Source organism: Microbacterium meiriae, from assembly GCF_040686935.1.
In the GTDB taxonomy this organism is placed as follows: Bacteria; Actinomycetota; Actinomycetes; order Actinomycetales; family Microbacteriaceae; genus Microbacterium; species Microbacterium meiriae.
On sequence record NZ_JBFBMF010000001.1, the window covers coordinates 195,714 to 212,249 of the forward strand.

Consider the following 16,536-nt stretch of genomic DNA (forward strand, 5'->3'; position numbering starts at 1 on the left):
CATCGCGACGACGCGGTGCCCGGGGCGACGAGGCCCCGCCGTGTGCGACGTCAGGACCCTCATGACCGACATCTCCGCCGACCCCGCTCTGGACGAATGGCGCACGTACGACGAGTTCGCCGCGGGCATCGACACGTTCCGCCTGCCGAACACGATGCTCGCCGGAACCGCGCTCACGCTCACCCTCGACGACGACACCACGCTCGCGCTGAGCTTCGACGAGGACTCCGTGGTCTGGGAGGGCCTGGGCTCCTCCGGTCGCGACCCGTACGACGCCGTCCGCGTCCGTGACGACGTCGTCTTCGTGAACATCCCCTTCGAGACCCGCGAGCGCGAAGCCCTCACCGTCGTGTTCTCCACCACGACCCACCGCGCCACCGTCATCCGCTCCCGCATCGCCGCCGAGGCCGTCGAGGGCACCCCGCAGGTGGGGCAGGACTTCTGGGCCGCGACCACCGATGCCGGCCCCGCGACCGGCGAGGTCCCCGGTCCGAGCCGCGACCTCATCGGCAAGCGGAACATCTACCGCTACAGCCCCCACCACCTGTACGAGCACGTCTACGTCTCCAGCCAGCGCTACGCGTGGCAGTGCCTCGAGGGCGTCCAGCGCGGTCACGGCGACATGGACCTCTCCACGGTGTGGAAGTTCGCGAACGGCCTGTACCTGTTCTGCTTCCGCGAGTTCCGGATCGCGGTGGCGAGCGTCTGGCTTCACGACCTCGGCTACCAGCTCATGACGACGGGGATCTTCCTCGGACTCAACGGCGACGGCGAGTCCGAGCACTCCCGCGCCGGCGGACACATCTACCCGCTGGGCGCCGTCGCCTACCCCGACGCACAGCCCGCCTGACCCTTCGATCCCTTCGACAGGCTCAGGGACCCAGACGGGCTCAGGGCCCTTCGACAGGCTCAGGGACCCAGACGGGCGCAGGGCCCTTCGACAGGCTCAGGGACCCAGACGGGCGCAGCGACCCACCACGGAAAGAGAGCACATGAGCAACGCAGACCTGATCCGCGACCACTACGCCGCCAACGACCGCGGCGACCTGGACGGCATGCTCGCGCCCTTCGCGGCCGACATCGAATGGACCGAGGCCGCCGGATTCCCCTACGCCGGAACGTACATCGGCCGGGACGCGGTCGCCGAGAACGTCTTCGGCCGCATCCAGGAGGAGTGGGACGACTACACCGTCGCGATCGACGAGGTCGTCGACGGCGGCGACGTCGTGGTCGGCATCGGCACCTACTCCGGCACCTACAAGCGCACCGGGCGGTTCTTCGCCGCCCGGGTGGCCCACGTCTGGCGTGTGGCGGGCGGCGAGATCGTCGCCTTCGAGCAGTTCACCGACACGGAGCTCGTGAACCGCGCCCTGCGCGCGCCGTCGACGAGCACCGAGACTCAGCCTTCGAGCTGACAGCACGACCCGAACAGGAGAGGCAGGAAGCACATGAACAGACGAGCATCCGGCGCCGCGGCGATCATCGCCGTGGCCGCCCTCGCTCTCGCCGGCTGCGCCGGCGGCGACGGAGCCGGGGGCGACGGTGCCCCCATCGTCGTCGGCTCCGTGAACACGATCAGCGGCCCGGCGACGTTCCCGGAGGCCTCGCAGGCGGCTGCCGCCGTCTTCGACGCGTTCAACGAGGACGGCGGCCTCGACGGCCGCACGATCGAGTACAAGATGCTCGACGACAAGGGCGATCCCGCCACGGCCACCGCCTCGGCGCGGGAGATCGTGGGCAGCGACGAAGCCGTCGCGCTCGTGGGCTCCGCGAGCCTCATCGAGTGCGAGATCAACGCGAAGTACTACGAGCAGGAGGGCATCCTGTCGGTGCCCGGCATCGGCGTCGACACGGGCTGCTTCGACAGCGAGAACATCTCGCCGGCGAACGTCGGCCCGTTCAACGACATGACCCTCACGCTGCAGTACGGCTCCGAGGTGCTCGGACTCGACGACATCTGCATCCTGCTGGAGATCGCCGGTTCCACCCGCCCGACCTATCAGGCCGCGATCGACAAGTGGACCGAGATCACGGGCAAGGAGCCGAAGTACGTCGACGACACCGTGCCCTACGGCGCCTCCGACTACACGCCCTACATCGTCAAGGCACGCGACCAGGGCTGCAAGGCCCTCGCGATCAACCCGGTCGAGCCCGACGCGATCGGACAGGTCAAGGCCGCGAACGCGCAGGGCTGGGACGACGTGACCTGGCTCTACCTCACGAGCGTCTACAGCGAGAACTTCGCCGACGCGATCGACGACGCGGGCGCCGGCATCTACGTCCCCGCCGAGTTCTACCCGTTCACGGACGACAGCGACATCAACGCGGACTGGCGGACGCTGATGGAGGAGAACGACATCCCCCTCACCTCGTTCAGCCAGGGCGGGTATCTCGCGGCGACCTACTTCATCGAGGTGCTGAAGAGCATCGACGGCGACATCACCCGGGAGAGCGTCTCCGAGGCGCTGAAGGGCATGGACCCGATCGAGAACCCGATGGTGGGCACGCCCTACGCCTTCGGCACGCAGAACACCGCGGGCTGGCCGATCATCCTGAAGTCGGGCACGAACGCCTGGGAGAAGGTCGCCGACGACTGGCTCCGGATCGGCGAATAGTCCCGCGCTTCGACAGGCTCAGCGACCCACTCCGGGTCCCGCGCTTCGACAGGCTCAGCGACCCACGCAGGGTCCCTGAGCCTGTCGAAGGGCCCTCACCAGAAAGGACGCCTGATGCTCCAAGGCGCCATCGCCGGACTCGCCGCCGGCGGCCTCTACGCCGTCCTCGGCGTCTGCCTCACCCTCATGTCACGCCTCGTGCGCGTCGTGAACTTCGCCCAGGCCGCGACCGGCATGTTCGGCGCGTTCACCGCCGTGTGGTTCGTGCGCGAGATCGGACTGCCCATCTGGCTCGGCTCGATCCTCGGCGTCCTCGTCGCGGGCCTGCTCGCCGCGGCCATCGGCTTCATCGCCGCGACGTGGCTGTCGGAGGCCTCGACGACGACCCGCTCCGCCATGACGGTCGGCCCGCTCCTGCTGCTCATCTCGCTGTCGTTCATCCTGTTCGGCAACAAGCCGCAGCCGTTCACCCCGATCATCGCCGGGCCCGCGTTCTCCTTCGGCGGCGTGGTCGTCAGCCAGGTCACCGTCGCGACGGTGGCTATGGCCGTCGTCACCGCCGTCGCCGTCCGCATCGTGCTGCGCCGCACCAGGGTCGGCACCCAGCTGCGCGCGCTGTCGGAGCGGCCGACCACGGCGGAGCTGCTCGGCATCCGCTCCCGGCCGCTGTCGATCGCCGTCTGGTTCGTCACCGGGATCATCAGCGCCATCGCGATCATCATCGTCGCGCCCTCCCAGTCGAACGACGCCACGAGCCTGTCCATGCTCATCGTCCCCGCTGCGGCGGCCGCGCTCCTGGGCGGCTTCCGCCGGCTCGACCTCGCCGTCGTCGGCGGGCTGCTCCTCGGCGTCCTCGGCGGACTCGTCGCGCAGATCGACGAAGTGGTGCTCGTGCGCAACTTCCTGCCGTTCCTGTTCATCGTCGTCCTGCTGCTCTGGACGCAACGCAAGGAGGTGTGGGATGCCGCTCGCTGACCGCCCCTGGTTCCGGATCACCTGGCCGTTCGCCGTCGCCGTCGTCGGCATCGGCGTGGGCGCGCTCCTCAGCGCCGCCCTTCCCGGCTACTTCGTCTTCCTCGCAATCAGCGCCGTCACGGCCGCGATCGCGATCCTCGGCCTCGGCATCGTCACCGGCTCGGCCGGGATGATCGCCCTGTGCCAGCTCACCTTCGCCGCGGTCGGGGCGTGGATCGTCTCCCTGCTGAACGTGATGCAGGCGCCCGGCGGTTTCCTCGTCTGGCTCGTGCTCGGCGGCGTCGCGGCCGGCCTCGTCGGCATCCTCGTCGGCCTCCCCGCCCTGCGGCTGCGCGGCGTGAACCTCGCCGTCGTGACGCTCGGATTCGCGGCCGCGGCGGACGTCACGCTCGTGCAGATCCAGTTCCCCGGCTCCGCGGACGGCATCGCGATCGAGCGGCCCGCGCTGTTCGGCAGTGACCGGGAGTTCTTCTTCCTCTCCATCGTCGTGCTCGCCGTCTGCGGCCTGGCGGTGTTCTTCCTGCAGCGCGGACGCTGGGGCGCCAGCTGGAAGGCCGTCGCATTCTCCGAGCGGGGCACGGCCGCGGCCGGGCAGAGCGTGCGCACCGCGAAGCTCACGGCGTTCGCGGTGTCGGCGGCCCTCGGCGGCATCTCCGGCGGGCTGCTCGCCGGACAGGTGCAGCTCCCCTTCGCCTCGAGCTTCACACCACTGCAGTCCCTCGCCCTGTACGTGCTGGCGATTATGTCCGGCGCGCACCTCATCGACATGGCCATCTTCGGCGGACTGCTCTGGGTGCTCGTGCCGGAGCTGCTCAAGCGCTGGGGCGTGCCGCAGGACTGGGGCTTCGTCGTGTTCGGTGTGCTGGGCGTCCAGGCCCTCACGAGCGGCACGAACCTCGGCCAGGGCATCCGCAACCTCCTGTACCGGCGGGCCGACCGGCGCACGGCCACCGCGGAGCTCACGGCGCTCCCGCCGGACGCGGGAACCGATGCGACGGCGATCACCACGACCACGACGGCCACCGTCGACGAGGCCGCCCTCGACGGCGCCCCGGTGCTCACGGTCGACGGGCTGACCGTGCAGTTCGGGGCGCTCAAGGCCCTCGACGACGTCTCGTTCACCGTGCCCGCCGCCTCGATCATGGGGCTCATCGGTCCGAACGGCGCCGGGAAGTCGACCTTCGTCGACGCCATCAGCGGGTTCCTCCCCCAGCACGAGGGCCGCGTGCTCCTCGGCGACCGCGACCTCGCCGGGCTCTCCCCCACCCGGCGCGCCCGCCTCGGACTGCGACGGACCTTCCAGCAGGACCGCGTCCCTCCGGCGCTCACGGTGGGCGGCTATGTGCGCTTCGTGGCCCGGCGGCGCCTCGCCGCGGCGGACATCGACGAGGTCCTCGCGTTCTTCGGGTGCCCGCCTGCCCGGGCGCGCCTGTCGAGCGTCGACGTCGGCACCCGGCGGCTCGTGGAGGTCGCGGCGAACGTCGCCGCCCGCCCGCGAGTGCTCATCCTCGACGAACCCGCCGCCGGCCTCTCGCACGAGGAGCATCTGGCGCTCGCGGCTCGCCTCCGCGAGCTCCCCGGGCGCTACGGCGTGGCCCTCATCATCATCGAGCACGATCTGGACCTCGTCCGCTCGGTGTGCCCGACCCTCACGGTCCTCGACTTCGGCCGCGTCCTGGCGAGCGGCCCGCAGGCCGAGGTCCTCGCGAACCCCGACGTCGTCAAGGCGTACATGGGAGAGACGGAGCTGCTGAAATGAGCGCACTGGTGCTCGACGGGGTGACGGTGAGCCGCGGCGCCGGGCCGGTCATCTCGGACGTCTCGCTGCGGGTCGTCGGTGGCGAGGTCCTGGCGCTGGTCGGCCCGAACGGCGCCGGCAAGACGAGCCTGATCGAGGCGGTGTCCGGCGTGACACCGCACTCGGCCGGGTCGATCCTGCTGGACGGGGATCCGATCGACCGGCTCTCCCGCGTGGCGCGAGCCCGGCGCGGCATCGTGCACATCGAGCAGGGGCGGGCCGTGTTCCCGTCGCTGACCGTGCGCGAGAACCTCTCCCTCACGGCACGCACCGCCGGGGAGATCGAGGCCGTGCTGGCGCAGTTCCCGGAGTTGGAGAAGCGCATCGACTCCCCCACGGCGCTGCTGTCGGGTGGGGAGCAGCAGATGGTGGTGCTGGCACGGGCGTTCGCGGCGAAGCCCCGGGTGCTGCTCATCGACGAGATGTCCCTGGGCCTCGCGCCGGTGGTGTTCTTGCGCCTGATGCCGATCGTGTCGTCGATCGCGGAGTCGGGGGTGGCGGTGCTGCTGGTGGAGCAGTTCACGCAGCTCGCGCTCGGTCTCGCGCAGGAGGCGGTGGTCGTCGCCGGCGGCCGCGTGTCGTTCCAGGGCGCCCCGCAGGCCCTCCAAGACGACCCCGCCCTCCTCCACCGCGCCTACCTCGGGGGCTGAGTCCCCCGTCGACCCACCCCGTTGCGTTCCTCCCGGCCCCGTGCGTACGTGCGCAGGGGGCCGGGGCGCGCGAAAGGGGGTGGGTCGGCGGCGTGGGGGTTAGCCTGAGGGAGTGACCGAGATCCTCCACGCCCGCGCCGCCCTCCTCGACATGGACGGGACCCTCGTCGACTCGACCGCCGTCGTGGAGCGCCTCTGGCTCGCCTGGGCGGAGCCGCACGGGATCGATCCGGAGACCGTGCTCCGCACTGTCCACGGGCGGCAGGGGCATCAGAGCATGGCGATCTTGCTCCCCGAGCGCGACCACGCGATCAACCTCCGCGAGAACGAGGTCATGCTCGCGACCGAGGCCTCCGACGTGGACGGTGTGATCGGCATCCCGGGCGCCGAGGACCTGCTCGCCGCGCTGCAGCCGTTCCCGCACGCCGTGGTCACCTCGGCCAACGTCGCCCTCATGACCGCGCGGATGGGCCAGGCCGGGCTCACGGTCCCCGAGCTCGCCGTCACGGCGGAGAACGTCTCCGCCTCGAAGCCCGATCCGGAGGGCTTCCTCCTCGCCGCCCGCACGCTCGGCATCGACCCCGCGGACTGCGTCGTGTTCGAGGACTCCGGCGCCGGCATCCAGGCCGCCCACGCCGCGGGCATGCGCGTGATCGGCATCGGTCCGCACGCCGCAGCCCACGCCCCGACCGCGCACGTCGACGACCTCACGCACGTCGCCGTGGTCGCGACCGACGACGGCTTCGAGCTCCGCATCGACTGAGGCGCGACAGCCGCCGCTCGACCCTGACCCCGCGCTACATCCCGGCGTGGTCGAAGGCGATGGTCGGCACGTCGACCACGTGTGACCCGCCGTCCGCCACGATCACGGCGCCGGTGATGTACGACGACTCCCCCGACCCGAGGAAGCGGACGACCGAGGCGATCTCGGCGGGCCGCGCGGGGCGGCGCAGCGGCACATCGGCGGTGACCGTCGCGTACCCCTCCTCGCGGGAGCCGAGGCCGGCATGCGCGGCGAACTCGTCCATCTCCTCGTCGGCTATCGGCGTCTGCACCCATCCGGGGCAGATCGCGTTGACGCGGACGCCGTGGCGCCCGTAGTCGCGCGCGAGCGTCCGCGTGAGGCCGATGAGCGCGTGCTTGCCGACCGTGTATCCGGCCACCGACGGCCCCGCGAAGAGTCCGGCCAGCGACGAGACGATCACCACCTGCCCCTTGGCCTCGATCAGCGCCGGCAGCGCCTCGCGTGCCATCACGAACGCGGTGGTGAGGTTGGCGCGGATCGCGGCGTCCCAGCTCGCGTCGTCGGTCTCGGCGACCGGCGAGAAACCGTGTCCCCCGGCGTTCGCGACGAGGACGTCGATCCGGCCGAACCGCGCGAGGATCTCGGCGATCGCGGCCTGCGCCGACGCGGTGTCAGCTGCATCGGCGACGACGGGCAGGGCTCCGACCGCGCGCTCGACCTCGTGCAGCGGCTCCGGCCGGCGGCCCACCACGACGACGTGCGCCCCCTCGGCCGCGAACCGCTCCGCGACCGCTGCGCCGATGCCCGTGCCGCCTCCGGTGATGACGACGACGCGTCCGGAGACGCTTGATCCGACCACGGTTGCCATGTGTGCTCCTGTGTGTTCTGCGCGCGTGCGCTGTGGGGCCGGACGCGGTCGCGTCAGGCGGGGAAGCCCGACCGGGCGGTGTACCCGAAGTCGCTGAGGAGGGTGGTGCCGTTCACGGCCCGGCTCCTCGGGGAGAGGAGGTACGTCACGTGCCCGGCGACCTCGTCGGCGCTCTGCACGGGGAAGGCGGGGTCGGCGAAGGCCTCCGAACCGAGATCCCCGCGGCTCATCGGAGTGTCGACGATGGACGGTGCCACCGCGTTCACCCGCACCCCGGTGCCGGCGAGGTCGACCGAGAGCGCCCGCCCGAACTGCACGAGCGCCGCCTTCGATGCGGCGTAGGGAGCCATGCCCGGCGAGGCCACGACGGCCGAGTCGCTCGCGAGCAGCACGACGGACCCCACGGCGGACTCCCGGAGCGCCGGGATCGCGTGCTTGAGCACGAGGAACGCGCCGGTGACGTTGACGGCGAGGACGCGGTTCCACTCCTCCAGTGCGGTCTCCTCGATCGGCGTCCCGACCGGGCCCGAGATCCCGGCGCAGCAGACCACCGCATCGAGACCTCCCATCGCGCGGATACCGGCGTCGACCGCGGCGGCCACCTGCTGTTCGTCCGTGACGTCGGCGGCGAGCAGCACCGGATCGGCGCCGGCGTCCTCGGCGGCGTCCCGGAGCGCAGCCGCATCCCGATCGAGCAGCGCGACCCGCACCCCTTCGCCGGCGAGCGCCCGGACGACGGCACGGCCGATGCCGCTGGCGGCCCCCGTGACGAGGGCCGTCGTGCCGTCGAGCTGCAGGTCCATCGCGTCCTCCGACCGCGGCCCGGCGCCGCGCGGCGCCGACGAGACAGCGGTGTCGTCCCGGTCATCCTGCTCCGCGGGGCGAAGGGGCCGCACGCCCACCGGCGGGGTGTGCGCGGTGGCACCATCGTCCTTCGCTCACGGTCAAGCGCCGGATCGAGGCGGCGAGCAGACTCGCTCTATCGACGATTCCCCTCGTCGTCGATGCCGTGTCCGCACGGCCGTCACCCGAGCAAAGGAGCCGACGTGGCAGAGCAGACCTCCGCACCCACGACGCCGCACCACACCTCCCTCCGCCCCGGCGCCCTCGGCGTCGCCGGCATCGTCTTCCTCGTCCTGGCCGCCGTCGCACCGCTGACCGGGATCGTCGTCGTCGCCTCCCTCGCCATCGCCCTGGGCAACGGCGGCGGCACCCCGATGTCGTTCTTCCTCGTCGCAGCGATCCTGCTGCTGTTCGCGATCGGCTACGCCCAGATGTCGAAGCAGCTCGTGAACGCCGGCGGCTTCTACGCCTTCGTCGTGAAGGGCCTCGGCCGCACCGGCGGACTCGTCGCGGGCCTGATCGCGACGCTCGGCTACAACTTCTTCGTCGTCGGCACGATCGGCACCAGCGGCTTCTTCATGCAGACGATCATCCGCGACCTCACCGGACTCGACGTGCACTGGCTCGTCTGGGGCCTGCTGTCGATCATCGTCTGCTTCGTCCTCGCCCGGATCGGCGTCGACTTCAGCTCGAAGATCCTCGGCGTGTGCCTCGTGCTCGAGGTGCTCATGCTCGTCGTGTTCGACGTCTCCGTGCTCGTGCAGACGGGGTACGACGTCGCCGCGTTCAGCCCGGAGGCCGTGTTCTCCGGCTCGCTGCCCATCGGCCTGCTGCTCGCGGCGACCGGCTTCCTCGGCTTCGAGGCCACTGCGCTCTTCAGCGAGGAGGCCAAGCAGCCGCTGCGCACGATCCCGCGGGCGACCTACACCTCTATCATCGCGATCGGCGTGATCCTCGGCGTCACGACCTGGGCCGTGGTGAGCGCGACCGGCGTCGCGCAGGCGCAGGCCACGGCGCTGGAGCACCTGCCCACGGGCGACCTCATCTTCTCGCTCTCGCAGCAGTACCTGGGCGGTCCGCTCACGACCGTGATGATGGTGCTGCTCCTGGTGAGCCTGTTCGCGGCGATGCTCGCGTTCCACAACTCGGCCACCCGCTACCTGTACTCGCTGGGTCGCGCGAAGATCCTCCCCCAGGCCCTCGCCCGCACCCGCCCGAACGGTGCCCCGCAGCTCGCGGGCATCGTGCAGGCCGGCTTCGCGGCGATCGTGGCGATCCTGTTCGCCCTCGCCGGCGCCGACCCCATCGTCACGCTCGTGCCCGCGATGCTCGGCTTCGGCACCCTCAGCGTGCTGATCCTGCAGGGGCTCGCGGCGATCTCGATCGTCGTGTACTTCCGGCGCCGGAACGACCCGCGGTGGTGGAGCACGTTCATCGCGCCGGGCATCGGCTTCCTCGGCATCGCGGCCATCTCGATCCTGGCGATCGTGAACTTCAACATCGTGGCCGGCTCCGAGGAGCTCGCGATCCGCCTGATGCCGCTCCTGCTCGTGCTCGCGCTGATCGGCGGCATCGTCTACGCCGCGTACCTCCGCCGTGCCAAGCCCGCCGTCTACGACGGCCTCGCCACCGACCTGGAGCGGTTCAGCGACCGCTGACGCCCGCGCCGACCCCGTTCCCCGAAGGAAGGAATCCCCATGACGACCCTCAACCCCGCCGACACCTCCACCTGGCTCCCGCTGGAAGGGCTCGCCCCCGGTTTCGATGCCAACAAGGCCCCGCACAGTACCGCGCTCAGCGGTCGCGAGATCGCTGTCGTCGACGCCCGCGGCACCCGCATCGTCCACCGCTTCCACGACTCGACGGTCGCCTGGGAGTACCAGCCCGGCGCCGAGGACCCCACGGAGGCCGCGTCCGACACCGACGACTACGAGGCGTTCGAGGTCGACGACGAGCTCTACTTCGTGCAGTTCCACCACCGCTACCTCCCGAACGAGGCGGTCTCGCTCGTGCTCGATCTGCGGCACGGACGCTCCCTCGCGGTGATCTCCGAGATCCTCCCCGCGCCCGAGCAGGGCCGCACCCGCGTGCAGCACCACTTCGCCGCCGGCGCCATCGAGGGCGCCGCGGTCACCGGTGCCGAGGCCGCCCCCACGACCACGCTCATCGGCCGCCGCGTGGAGTGGGTCTACAGCGAGGAGCACGCCTATGAGCACGTGTACCTCTCCCCGCGCTGGTACTCGTGGCAGTGCCTCGCCGGTCCCGAGCGCGGGCTCGCCGACACCGACGAGAACAGCGTGTGGGAGGTCCGCCCCGGGATCTACGTCTTCGCGTGGCGCGAGAAGGTGATCCCGTGCGCCTCGGTGACGATCGCCGACCACCGCGACGTGAACGCGATCCGCTCCCACGGCGTGCTGTTCGGCCTGGACGAGAGCGGTGAGGTGCCGACGCACTTCACGTTCGGCGCACACGGCCGCCTGCTGTCGACCACCCACCACACCCCGTCGCTCGAGCCCGCGACCTTCGGAGATGCCTGACATGACCGACGTCGCCGACCTCATCGTCACCGGTTCCGTGATCCGCACGTCGGACCGCGCCCGTCCGCGTGCCGAGGCCTTCGCCGTGCGCGACGGACGGATCCTCGCCGTCGGCGACCGCGCCGACGTGGAGGCGTTCCGCGGCCGTCGCACGCGGCTGGTCGAGGTCGGCGACGCGGCGGTCTATCCCGGGTTCGTCGACGTGCACAACCACCACGCGCTCGCCGGACGGACGGAGCTGTTCGAGCTGTCGCTCGCCCCCTCGCTCAGGCTCGACGAGATCCTGGACCGGGTGCGGGAGAAGGCACAGACCCTGCCCGAGGACGCCTGGATCGTCGGCGGCGCCGTGGCCACGACCCTGCTTCCCACCCTCGCCAACACCGCCACGCGGCGGCGTCTCGACGAGGCAGCGGGCGGACGGCCGGTGGCGCTCATGGAGGACTCCCGCCACAACCGCTGGGCCAGCACCCGGGCGCTGGAGCTGGCCGGCATCACGGCGGACAGCATCCCGACCTCCGGGGTGACGCTGCTCGACCCCGACGGCACCCCCACCGGCGTACTCCTGGAAGCCGCCGGCATCCCGGTGCAGGAGGCGTACGACCGCAGCGGCGGACTCACCGCGGAGCAGCACGCGGCCGCCTCCCGTCGCGGGATCGAGCTGCTGAACTCGTTCGGGATCACGGCGTTCCAGGACGCGGGGGTCTCCGTCGACATCCTCGCCGCGCTCGCCGGACTCGACCGCGCCGATGAGCTGCACGCCTGGGTGGTCTCCTCGCTCCTCATCAACGACGAGATCTTCGGGTTCGACCCCATCGGCGCTCCCCTGCTCGACCGCGGCGAGGAGTTCCGCACGCCGCACCACCGTCCCGACTTCGTGAAGATCTTCCTCGACGGCGTCCCGCCCGCACGCACCGCCTCGTTCCTCGACCCGTATCCGGCGGATCCGGTGCACGGGGCGCACTTCCACGGCGAGACGACCATGACCCTCGACGAGCTCACCGACTGGCTCCGGGCCGTCGCGGCGCGCGGTCTCGGGGCAAAGGTGCACTGCACCGGCGACGGGTCGGCACGCCTCGTGCTGGACGCCGCCGAGCGCCTGCGCGCGGACGGATTCACGACGCCGGTGCAGATCGCGCATGGGCAGTTCCTCGCGGAGAGCGACATCCCCCGACTCGCGGCGCTGGACGTCTCCGCCGACATCTCCCCGTTCATCTGGTACCCGGGCGTCATCCCCCAGGCGCTGGCGGACGTGCTGGGAGAGCGTGCCGAGCACTCGCAGCCCAACCGCGCACTCCTCGACGCCGGGGCCCTCGTGGCCGGCGGCTCGGACTGGCCGGTGAGCGAGTCGCCGAACACGCTCGAGGGCCTGCAGGGGCTCGTGACACGCGCCGATCCGCTCGGTCGGGCCGCGGGCACGCTCTGGCCGGAGCAGGCGATCTCGGTCGAGGAAGCGCTGGAGGTCTTCACGATCAACGCCGCGACGGCGATGGGGCTCGGCGCCGAGACCGGGTCCCTGACCCCCGGCAAATCGGCCGACTTCGTGATCCTGGAACGGGATGCGATCGGCGGACCGGCGGAGGAGATCGTGCACACCGAGGTCGTCTCGACGTGGTTCGCCGGGCGCCCGGTGCACGAGCGCTGAGCGCGCCGCGCCGTACGATGGGCGCATGCGCCGCTTCCCCGCCTCCGTCTATCGGGTCGGGGACGAGCCCGACCCCCGGTTCTCCCTCGCCAACGAACGCACGTTCCTGGCCTGGACCCGGACCGGCCTGGCGCTGATCGCGGGCGGCGTCGCTCTCGAGGTCCTCGGCCTCGACCTGCACCCCTGGTTCCGGCTGGCGGCCTCGCTGCTGCTGATGATCGCCGGCACGGCCGTGGCGCCGCTCGCGTGGTTCGAGTGGATGCGGGCGGAGCGCGCCCTCCGGCAGGGACGACCGCTGCCCGGCGCGCTGTCGGCGGTGGTGCTCGCGGTGGTCGTGGTGACGACGGGGCTGCTCGTCCTCGCCGGGGTGCTGTGGCGCTGAGCGAGGCCTGCCGATGACCGCCCCCGATACTCCGGTGCCCGCCACCCCTGCCCCCGATCTGTACGACCCCGGGCTGCAGCCGGAGCGGACGGAGCTGGCCTGGCGGCGCACGGCCCTCGCGATCGCGGTCGGCTCGCTGCTGTCGCTGCGGGTCTTCCCTCTCGTGCTGCCGAGCGGCGCCGAGGGGTGGGGCCTCGTGCCTGGCGTGCTGGGCGTCGGCACGGCGGCACTGCTCTGGATCGCCGCGCGCCGTCGGCAGCGTCGGACGACCGCGGTGCTCACCGCGCGGGCGCGCGGCCCGCTGCCGGGCGGCGGTCTCCCGCTCGCGCTGACGGTGTTCGCGACCGGGTTCGGGATCGTCGCCCTCGCGCTCGTGGCCGTGACGCTGCTCACGCGCTGACGCGCAGGAGCGCGAGGCGATCGCGACAGATGCCGTGATCGCCCCGCGTCCCCTCGCCGCCCTCCCTCAGTCCGCGAGGATGAATCGCGCGCCGCGTTCGCCGATCATGGCCGCGGGCGCGTTGGTGTTGCCGGTGGGCACGGTCGGCATGACCGAGGCGTCGATCACCCGGAGCCCCTCGATCCCGCGCACCCGGAGCTGCGGGTCGACCACGGACTCCGGGTCGGAGCCCATGCGGCAGGTGCCGACCTGGTGGTGATAGGTGATGGCCGTGCGGCGCACCCACTCCTCCACGTCGTCGTCCGCCACGTCCGGCCCGGGGTAGACCTCGACCGCTCCCCACTCCTCGGCGAGCGCAGGCTGCGTGCCGATGCGGCGGCACTGGCGCACGGAGGCCGCGAGGGCGTCGGCGTCGCGCTGATCCTCCAGCGCCGCCAGGTCGATGTGCGGCAGGTCGTCGACGCCGGGGCCGGTGAGGCGCAGCTCGCCGCGGCTGTACGGCGTCACCAGGCCCGCCATGAGCGTGAACCCGTCGGTGCCGCGCGGCTCCAGCTCGCCCCACATGGGCACGGAGAAGTGGATGGGCTGCGTGTCCGGCTGTGCGAGGCCGTCCCGGCTCCGCCAGAACAGGTGGCTCTGCGTGACGGACACTCCCGGCTGCGGCGGGCCGACGGGCTTCTTCTCGGTCGCGAAGATCACGGGTGACAGGAGGTGGTCGTGCAGATTCTTGCCGACAGCGGGGGCGTCGAGCACGACGGGGATGCCGAGGGCACTCAGCTCGGCAGCGGGACCGATGCCCGAGCGGAGCAGGATGACGGGCGTGCCGAGTGCTCCCGCGGAGAGGATGACCTCGTCCGCGAACACCTCCTCGGTGTCATCGCCCTCCCCGAGCCGGATGCCGACCGCGCGCCCGTCGCGCACGATCACGGAGTGGACGGCGCGACCGGTGAGGATCGTCATCCGGTCGGCGACGGGCTGCGCGTAGGCGGTCCAGGTGTTGACGCGGCGGCCGTCCCTGATCGTGACCTGCTCCTGCGACACCCCGTCGAGGGTGCCGCCGTTGTAGTTCGGGTTGCGCGGCAGCCCCTCCTCCACCGCGGCATCGATGATCGAGGCCTGGATGGGCGAGAGCGCGTAGTCGTCGGTCACGGGCAGCAGGTCGTTCTCGATCGCGTCGTAGATCGGCTCGACCTCGGCCCACCCCCATCCGGTCGCCCCTGCCGCCTCCCACGCGTCGTAGTCGGAGGCCGCGCCGCGCACCCAGATCATGGCGTTCAGCGCGTGCGAACCGCCGGTGACCTTCCCGCGAGGCAGATGCAGACGACGACCGGCCGCGTGCGGCTGCGGCACGGTGAAGAAGTCCCAGTCCTCAGCGGAGTGCCAGAGCTCGCCCGCCCGCGAGGGGTCGTGGATGGCCGGGTTCGTGTCGTAACCACCCGCCTCGACGAGCGTCACCGCGACACCGGCGTCGGTGAGACGCCGCGCGACGATGGCGCCCGACGTACCGGCTCCGACGACGATCGCGGAGCGCACCGCGCCGCTGTTCGTCGCGGCCACGCTCAGGCCTTCCGGCCGGGTCCGGAGACGACCTGGGTGACCGCGACGGACTTGAGCCCCTCGACGCCGAACTCCAGCCCGTAACCCGAGCTCTTCACCCCGCCGAACGGCACCATCGGGTGCAGCCCGCCGTGCGAGTTGATCCACACCGTGCCGGACTGCATACGCGCGGCGACGGCGCGGGCCTCCTCCGGGTCGCTCGCCCACACCGAGGCTCCGAGGCCCGCGTCGAGGGCGTTCGCCAGCGCGAAGGCCTCGTCGACGTCGCTGTACCGGATGACGGGGAGGGCCGGGCCGAACTGCTCCTCCTGGACGAGCGCCGCATCGTTGTCGATGTCGGCGACGATGGTCGGCCGGTAGAACAGCTCGCCGAGGTCGGAGGCCGGCTCGCCGCCCGTGACGATCCGGGCGCCGCGGCTCTTCGCGTCGTCGACGAGGCGGCTGACGATGTCGAACTGCGGGCGGTTCTGCAGCGGTCCGAGCACGTTGGCCTCGTCGAGGCCGTTGCCCATCGGCACCTGCTCGGCGATCGCGGCGAGACCGTCCACGACCTCGTCGTACACGGAGTCGTGCACGTAGAGGCGCTTCATGGCGGCGCAGGTCTGTCCGGTGTTGATGAACGCACCCCAGAAGAGGTCTTCCGCGATGGCCGACGGATCCGTGCCGGGGAGCACGATGCCCGCGTCGTTGCCGCCCAGCTCCAGCGTGAGGCGGGCGAGGTTGCCCGCGGAGCTCTCGATGATGCGACGCCCGGTCGCGGTGGAGCCGGTGAACATGATCTTGGCGATGTCGGGGTGCGAGGCGAGGCGGGCACCCACCTCACGGTCTCCGGAGACCCCGATGAGGACGTCGGCGGGCAGCACGTCGTTCATGACGGCGAGCATCGCCAGGACGCTCAGCGGCGTGTACTCGCTGGGCTTCGCGACGACCGTGTTGCCCATGCGCAGCGAGGGGCCGATCTGCCAGATCGTGATCATGAGCGGCCAGTTCCACGGCCCGATGGCCCCGACCACGCCGGCGGCCTTGTAGACGAGCTCGGCGTGCAGCGTCTCGTCGTCGACGAGCACCTGCGGCTCGAGGACGGTGGTGGCGTTGGTGCGCAGCCAGGCCGAGCATGCCCCGAGCTCGAACCGCGCGTTGGGGCCGTTCAGCGGCTTGCCCTGCTCCCGCGACAGGAGGTAGGCGAGCCCTTCGGCGTTCGCGTCGATGGCGTCGGCCGCGGCCAGGAGGAGTGCGCTCCGCCTCTCGTGTCCCAGCGCCTCCCACGCGGGCTGTGCGGCCTTGGCGCGGGCGATGGCATCGTCGAGGTCCGCGACCGTGGCCACGGGCGCGCGTCCGATTACCTCCCGCGTCGCGGCATCGGGGATCTCGCGACCCTCGCCGCGCGGGGGCTGGATACGGTCGAGCAGCGCCGCGGCGGCGGACGCCGCAGAATCGGTGGATCCGGAGTCGACGGCTACGGGAACGGCGGAATCGGACATCGGTGTCTCTCCTTCGAGCGGGTCACGGCGCGGACGCCGGTCT

16 protein-coding genes are annotated in these 16,536 nt (G+C 71.7%); 12 read left to right on the forward strand and 4 right to left on the reverse strand.

Annotated elements, in window-relative coordinates; translation table 11 throughout:
* Window positions 1-61 precede the first annotated feature (61 nt).
* From AB0P08_RS00930 to AB0P08_RS00960, 7 genes are all read left to right on the forward strand, one after another.
* Entirely contained in the window at window positions 62-850 is a 789-nt protein-coding gene (locus tag AB0P08_RS00930; RefSeq protein ID WP_363587548.1) for a MoaF C-terminal domain-containing protein, read from the forward strand.
* 142 nt (window positions 851-992) lie between these two features.
* The gene (locus AB0P08_RS00935) at window positions 993-1,415 is read left to right on the forward strand and encodes a nuclear transport factor 2 family protein (RefSeq protein WP_363587550.1); all 423 of its coding nucleotides are present in this window, start codon (window positions 993-995) and stop codon (window positions 1,413-1,415) included.
* Window positions 1,416-1,448: 33 nt separating this feature from the next.
* Window positions 1,449-2,615 carry an ABC transporter substrate-binding protein gene (locus AB0P08_RS00940; protein ID WP_187663528.1) on the forward strand — a complete coding sequence of 389 codons (1,167 nt, stop codon included), beginning with the start codon at window positions 1,449-1,451 and terminating at the stop codon, window positions 2,613-2,615.
* A 114-nt stretch (window positions 2,616-2,729) separates the two neighbouring features.
* Window positions 2,730-3,590 (forward strand): ABC transporter permease subunit, encoded by an 861-nt coding sequence (locus AB0P08_RS00945; RefSeq protein WP_363587552.1) that lies wholly within the window; start codon window positions 2,730-2,732, stop codon window positions 3,588-3,590.
* Complete coding sequence (locus AB0P08_RS00950) at window positions 3,577-5,349, forward strand: branched-chain amino acid ABC transporter ATP-binding protein/permease (protein ID WP_363587554.1); 1,773 nt, start codon at window positions 3,577-3,579, stop codon at window positions 5,347-5,349. The genes AB0P08_RS00945 and AB0P08_RS00950 overlap by 14 nt, the downstream gene beginning before the upstream one ends.
* Window positions 5,346-6,038, forward strand: a complete 693-nt coding sequence (locus AB0P08_RS00955; protein ID WP_315637468.1) for an ABC transporter ATP-binding protein — start codon at window positions 5,346-5,348, stop codon at window positions 6,036-6,038. Before AB0P08_RS00950 ends, AB0P08_RS00955 begins: the two co-directional genes overlap by 4 nt.
* A 112-nt stretch (window positions 6,039-6,150) precedes the next feature.
* Window positions 6,151-6,801 carry an HAD-IA family hydrolase gene (locus AB0P08_RS00960; protein ID WP_363587556.1) on the forward strand — a complete coding sequence of 217 codons (651 nt, stop codon included), beginning with the start codon at window positions 6,151-6,153 and terminating at the stop codon, window positions 6,799-6,801.
* Window positions 6,802-6,835: 34 nt separating this feature from the next.
* Here the strand turns inward: AB0P08_RS00960 and AB0P08_RS00965 are convergent, their stop codons facing one another.
* Entirely contained in the window at window positions 6,836-7,651 is an 816-nt protein-coding gene (locus AB0P08_RS00965) for an SDR family NAD(P)-dependent oxidoreductase (RefSeq protein ID WP_363587558.1), read from the reverse strand.
* 53 nt (window positions 7,652-7,704) lie between these two features.
* A complete protein-coding gene (locus AB0P08_RS00970; RefSeq protein WP_363587560.1) occupies window positions 7,705-8,454 on the reverse strand; it encodes an SDR family NAD(P)-dependent oxidoreductase in 750 nt (249 codons plus the stop codon).
* A gap of 243 nt (window positions 8,455-8,697) precedes the next feature.
* Between AB0P08_RS00970 and AB0P08_RS00975 the strand changes: the two genes are divergently transcribed.
* From AB0P08_RS00975 to AB0P08_RS00995, 5 genes are read left to right on the forward strand one after another with little or no spacing between them, the layout of a single operon-like run.
* Window positions 8,698-10,152 carry an APC family permease gene (locus tag AB0P08_RS00975; protein WP_363445679.1) on the forward strand — a complete coding sequence of 485 codons (1,455 nt, stop codon included), beginning with the start codon at window positions 8,698-8,700 and terminating at the stop codon, window positions 10,150-10,152.
* 39 nt (window positions 10,153-10,191) lie between these two features.
* On the forward strand, window positions 10,192-11,031 hold the full coding sequence (locus tag AB0P08_RS00980; RefSeq protein ID WP_363587562.1) for a molybdenum cofactor biosynthesis F family protein: 840 nt from the start codon (window positions 10,192-10,194) through the stop codon (window positions 11,029-11,031).
* Between the two features lies 1 nt (window position 11,032).
* The gene (locus AB0P08_RS00985; protein ID WP_363587564.1) at window positions 11,033-12,673 is read left to right on the forward strand and encodes an amidohydrolase; all 1,641 of its coding nucleotides are present in this window, start codon (window positions 11,033-11,035) and stop codon (window positions 12,671-12,673) included.
* Window positions 12,674-12,698: 25 nt separating this feature from the next.
* Entirely contained in the window at window positions 12,699-13,055 is a 357-nt protein-coding gene (locus tag AB0P08_RS00990; protein ID WP_363587566.1) for a YidH family protein, read from the forward strand.
* Between the two features lie 13 nt (window positions 13,056-13,068).
* Window positions 13,069-13,455 (forward strand): DUF202 domain-containing protein, encoded by a 387-nt coding sequence (locus tag AB0P08_RS00995; protein WP_232089193.1) that lies wholly within the window; start codon window positions 13,069-13,071, stop codon window positions 13,453-13,455.
* A 66-nt stretch (window positions 13,456-13,521) separates the two neighbouring features.
* On the opposite strand, the gene AB0P08_RS01000 is transcribed toward AB0P08_RS00995, so the two are convergent.
* Together AB0P08_RS01000 and AB0P08_RS01005 are read right to left on the reverse strand one after the other, a co-directional pair.
* Entirely contained in the window at window positions 13,522-14,988 is a 1,467-nt protein-coding gene (locus tag AB0P08_RS01000; protein WP_522727295.1) for a GMC family oxidoreductase, read from the reverse strand.
* 26 nt (window positions 14,989-15,014) lie between these two features.
* Complete coding sequence (locus tag AB0P08_RS01005) at window positions 15,015-16,493, reverse strand: aldehyde dehydrogenase family protein (protein ID WP_363587570.1); 1,479 nt, start codon at window positions 16,491-16,493, stop codon at window positions 15,015-15,017.
* Window positions 16,494-16,536: the final 43 nt, after the last annotated feature.

Excerpts from the sequence above, each read along its gene's own strand:
- AB0P08_RS00945 (WP_363587552.1), top strand. The coding sequence starts at position 2,730 with ATGCTCCAAGGCGCCATCGCCGGACTCGCCGCCGGCGGCCTCTACGCC.
- AB0P08_RS00935 (WP_363587550.1), top strand. The coding sequence starts at position 993 with ATGAGCAACGCAGACCTGATCCGCGACCACTACGCCGCCAACGACCGC.
- AB0P08_RS00955 (WP_315637468.1), top strand. The coding sequence starts at position 5,346 with ATGAGCGCACTGGTGCTCGACGGGGTGACGGTGAGCCGCGGCGCCGGG.
- AB0P08_RS00980 (WP_363587562.1), top strand. The coding sequence starts at position 10,192 with ATGACGACCCTCAACCCCGCCGACACCTCCACCTGGCTCCCGCTGGAA.
- AB0P08_RS00970 (WP_363587560.1), bottom strand. The coding sequence starts at position 8,454 with ATGGACCTGCAGCTCGACGGCACGACGGCCCTCGTCACGGGGGCCGCC.
- AB0P08_RS00950 (WP_363587554.1), top strand. The coding sequence starts at position 3,577 with ATGCCGCTCGCTGACCGCCCCTGGTTCCGGATCACCTGGCCGTTCGCC.
- AB0P08_RS00995 (WP_232089193.1), top strand. The coding sequence starts at position 13,069 with ATGACCGCCCCCGATACTCCGGTGCCCGCCACCCCTGCCCCCGATCTG.
- AB0P08_RS00965 (WP_363587558.1), bottom strand. The coding sequence starts at position 7,651 with ATGGCAACCGTGGTCGGATCAAGCGTCTCCGGACGCGTCGTCGTCATC.
- AB0P08_RS00990 (WP_363587566.1), top strand. The coding sequence starts at position 12,699 with ATGCGCCGCTTCCCCGCCTCCGTCTATCGGGTCGGGGACGAGCCCGAC.
- AB0P08_RS00940 (WP_187663528.1), top strand. The coding sequence starts at position 1,449 with ATGAACAGACGAGCATCCGGCGCCGCGGCGATCATCGCCGTGGCCGCC.
- AB0P08_RS01005 (WP_363587570.1), bottom strand. The coding sequence starts at position 16,493 with ATGTCCGATTCCGCCGTTCCCGTAGCCGTCGACTCCGGATCCACCGAT.
- AB0P08_RS00985 (WP_363587564.1), top strand. The coding sequence starts at position 11,033 with ATGACCGACGTCGCCGACCTCATCGTCACCGGTTCCGTGATCCGCACG.
- AB0P08_RS00930 (WP_363587548.1), top strand. The coding sequence starts at position 62 with ATGACCGACATCTCCGCCGACCCCGCTCTGGACGAATGGCGCACGTAC.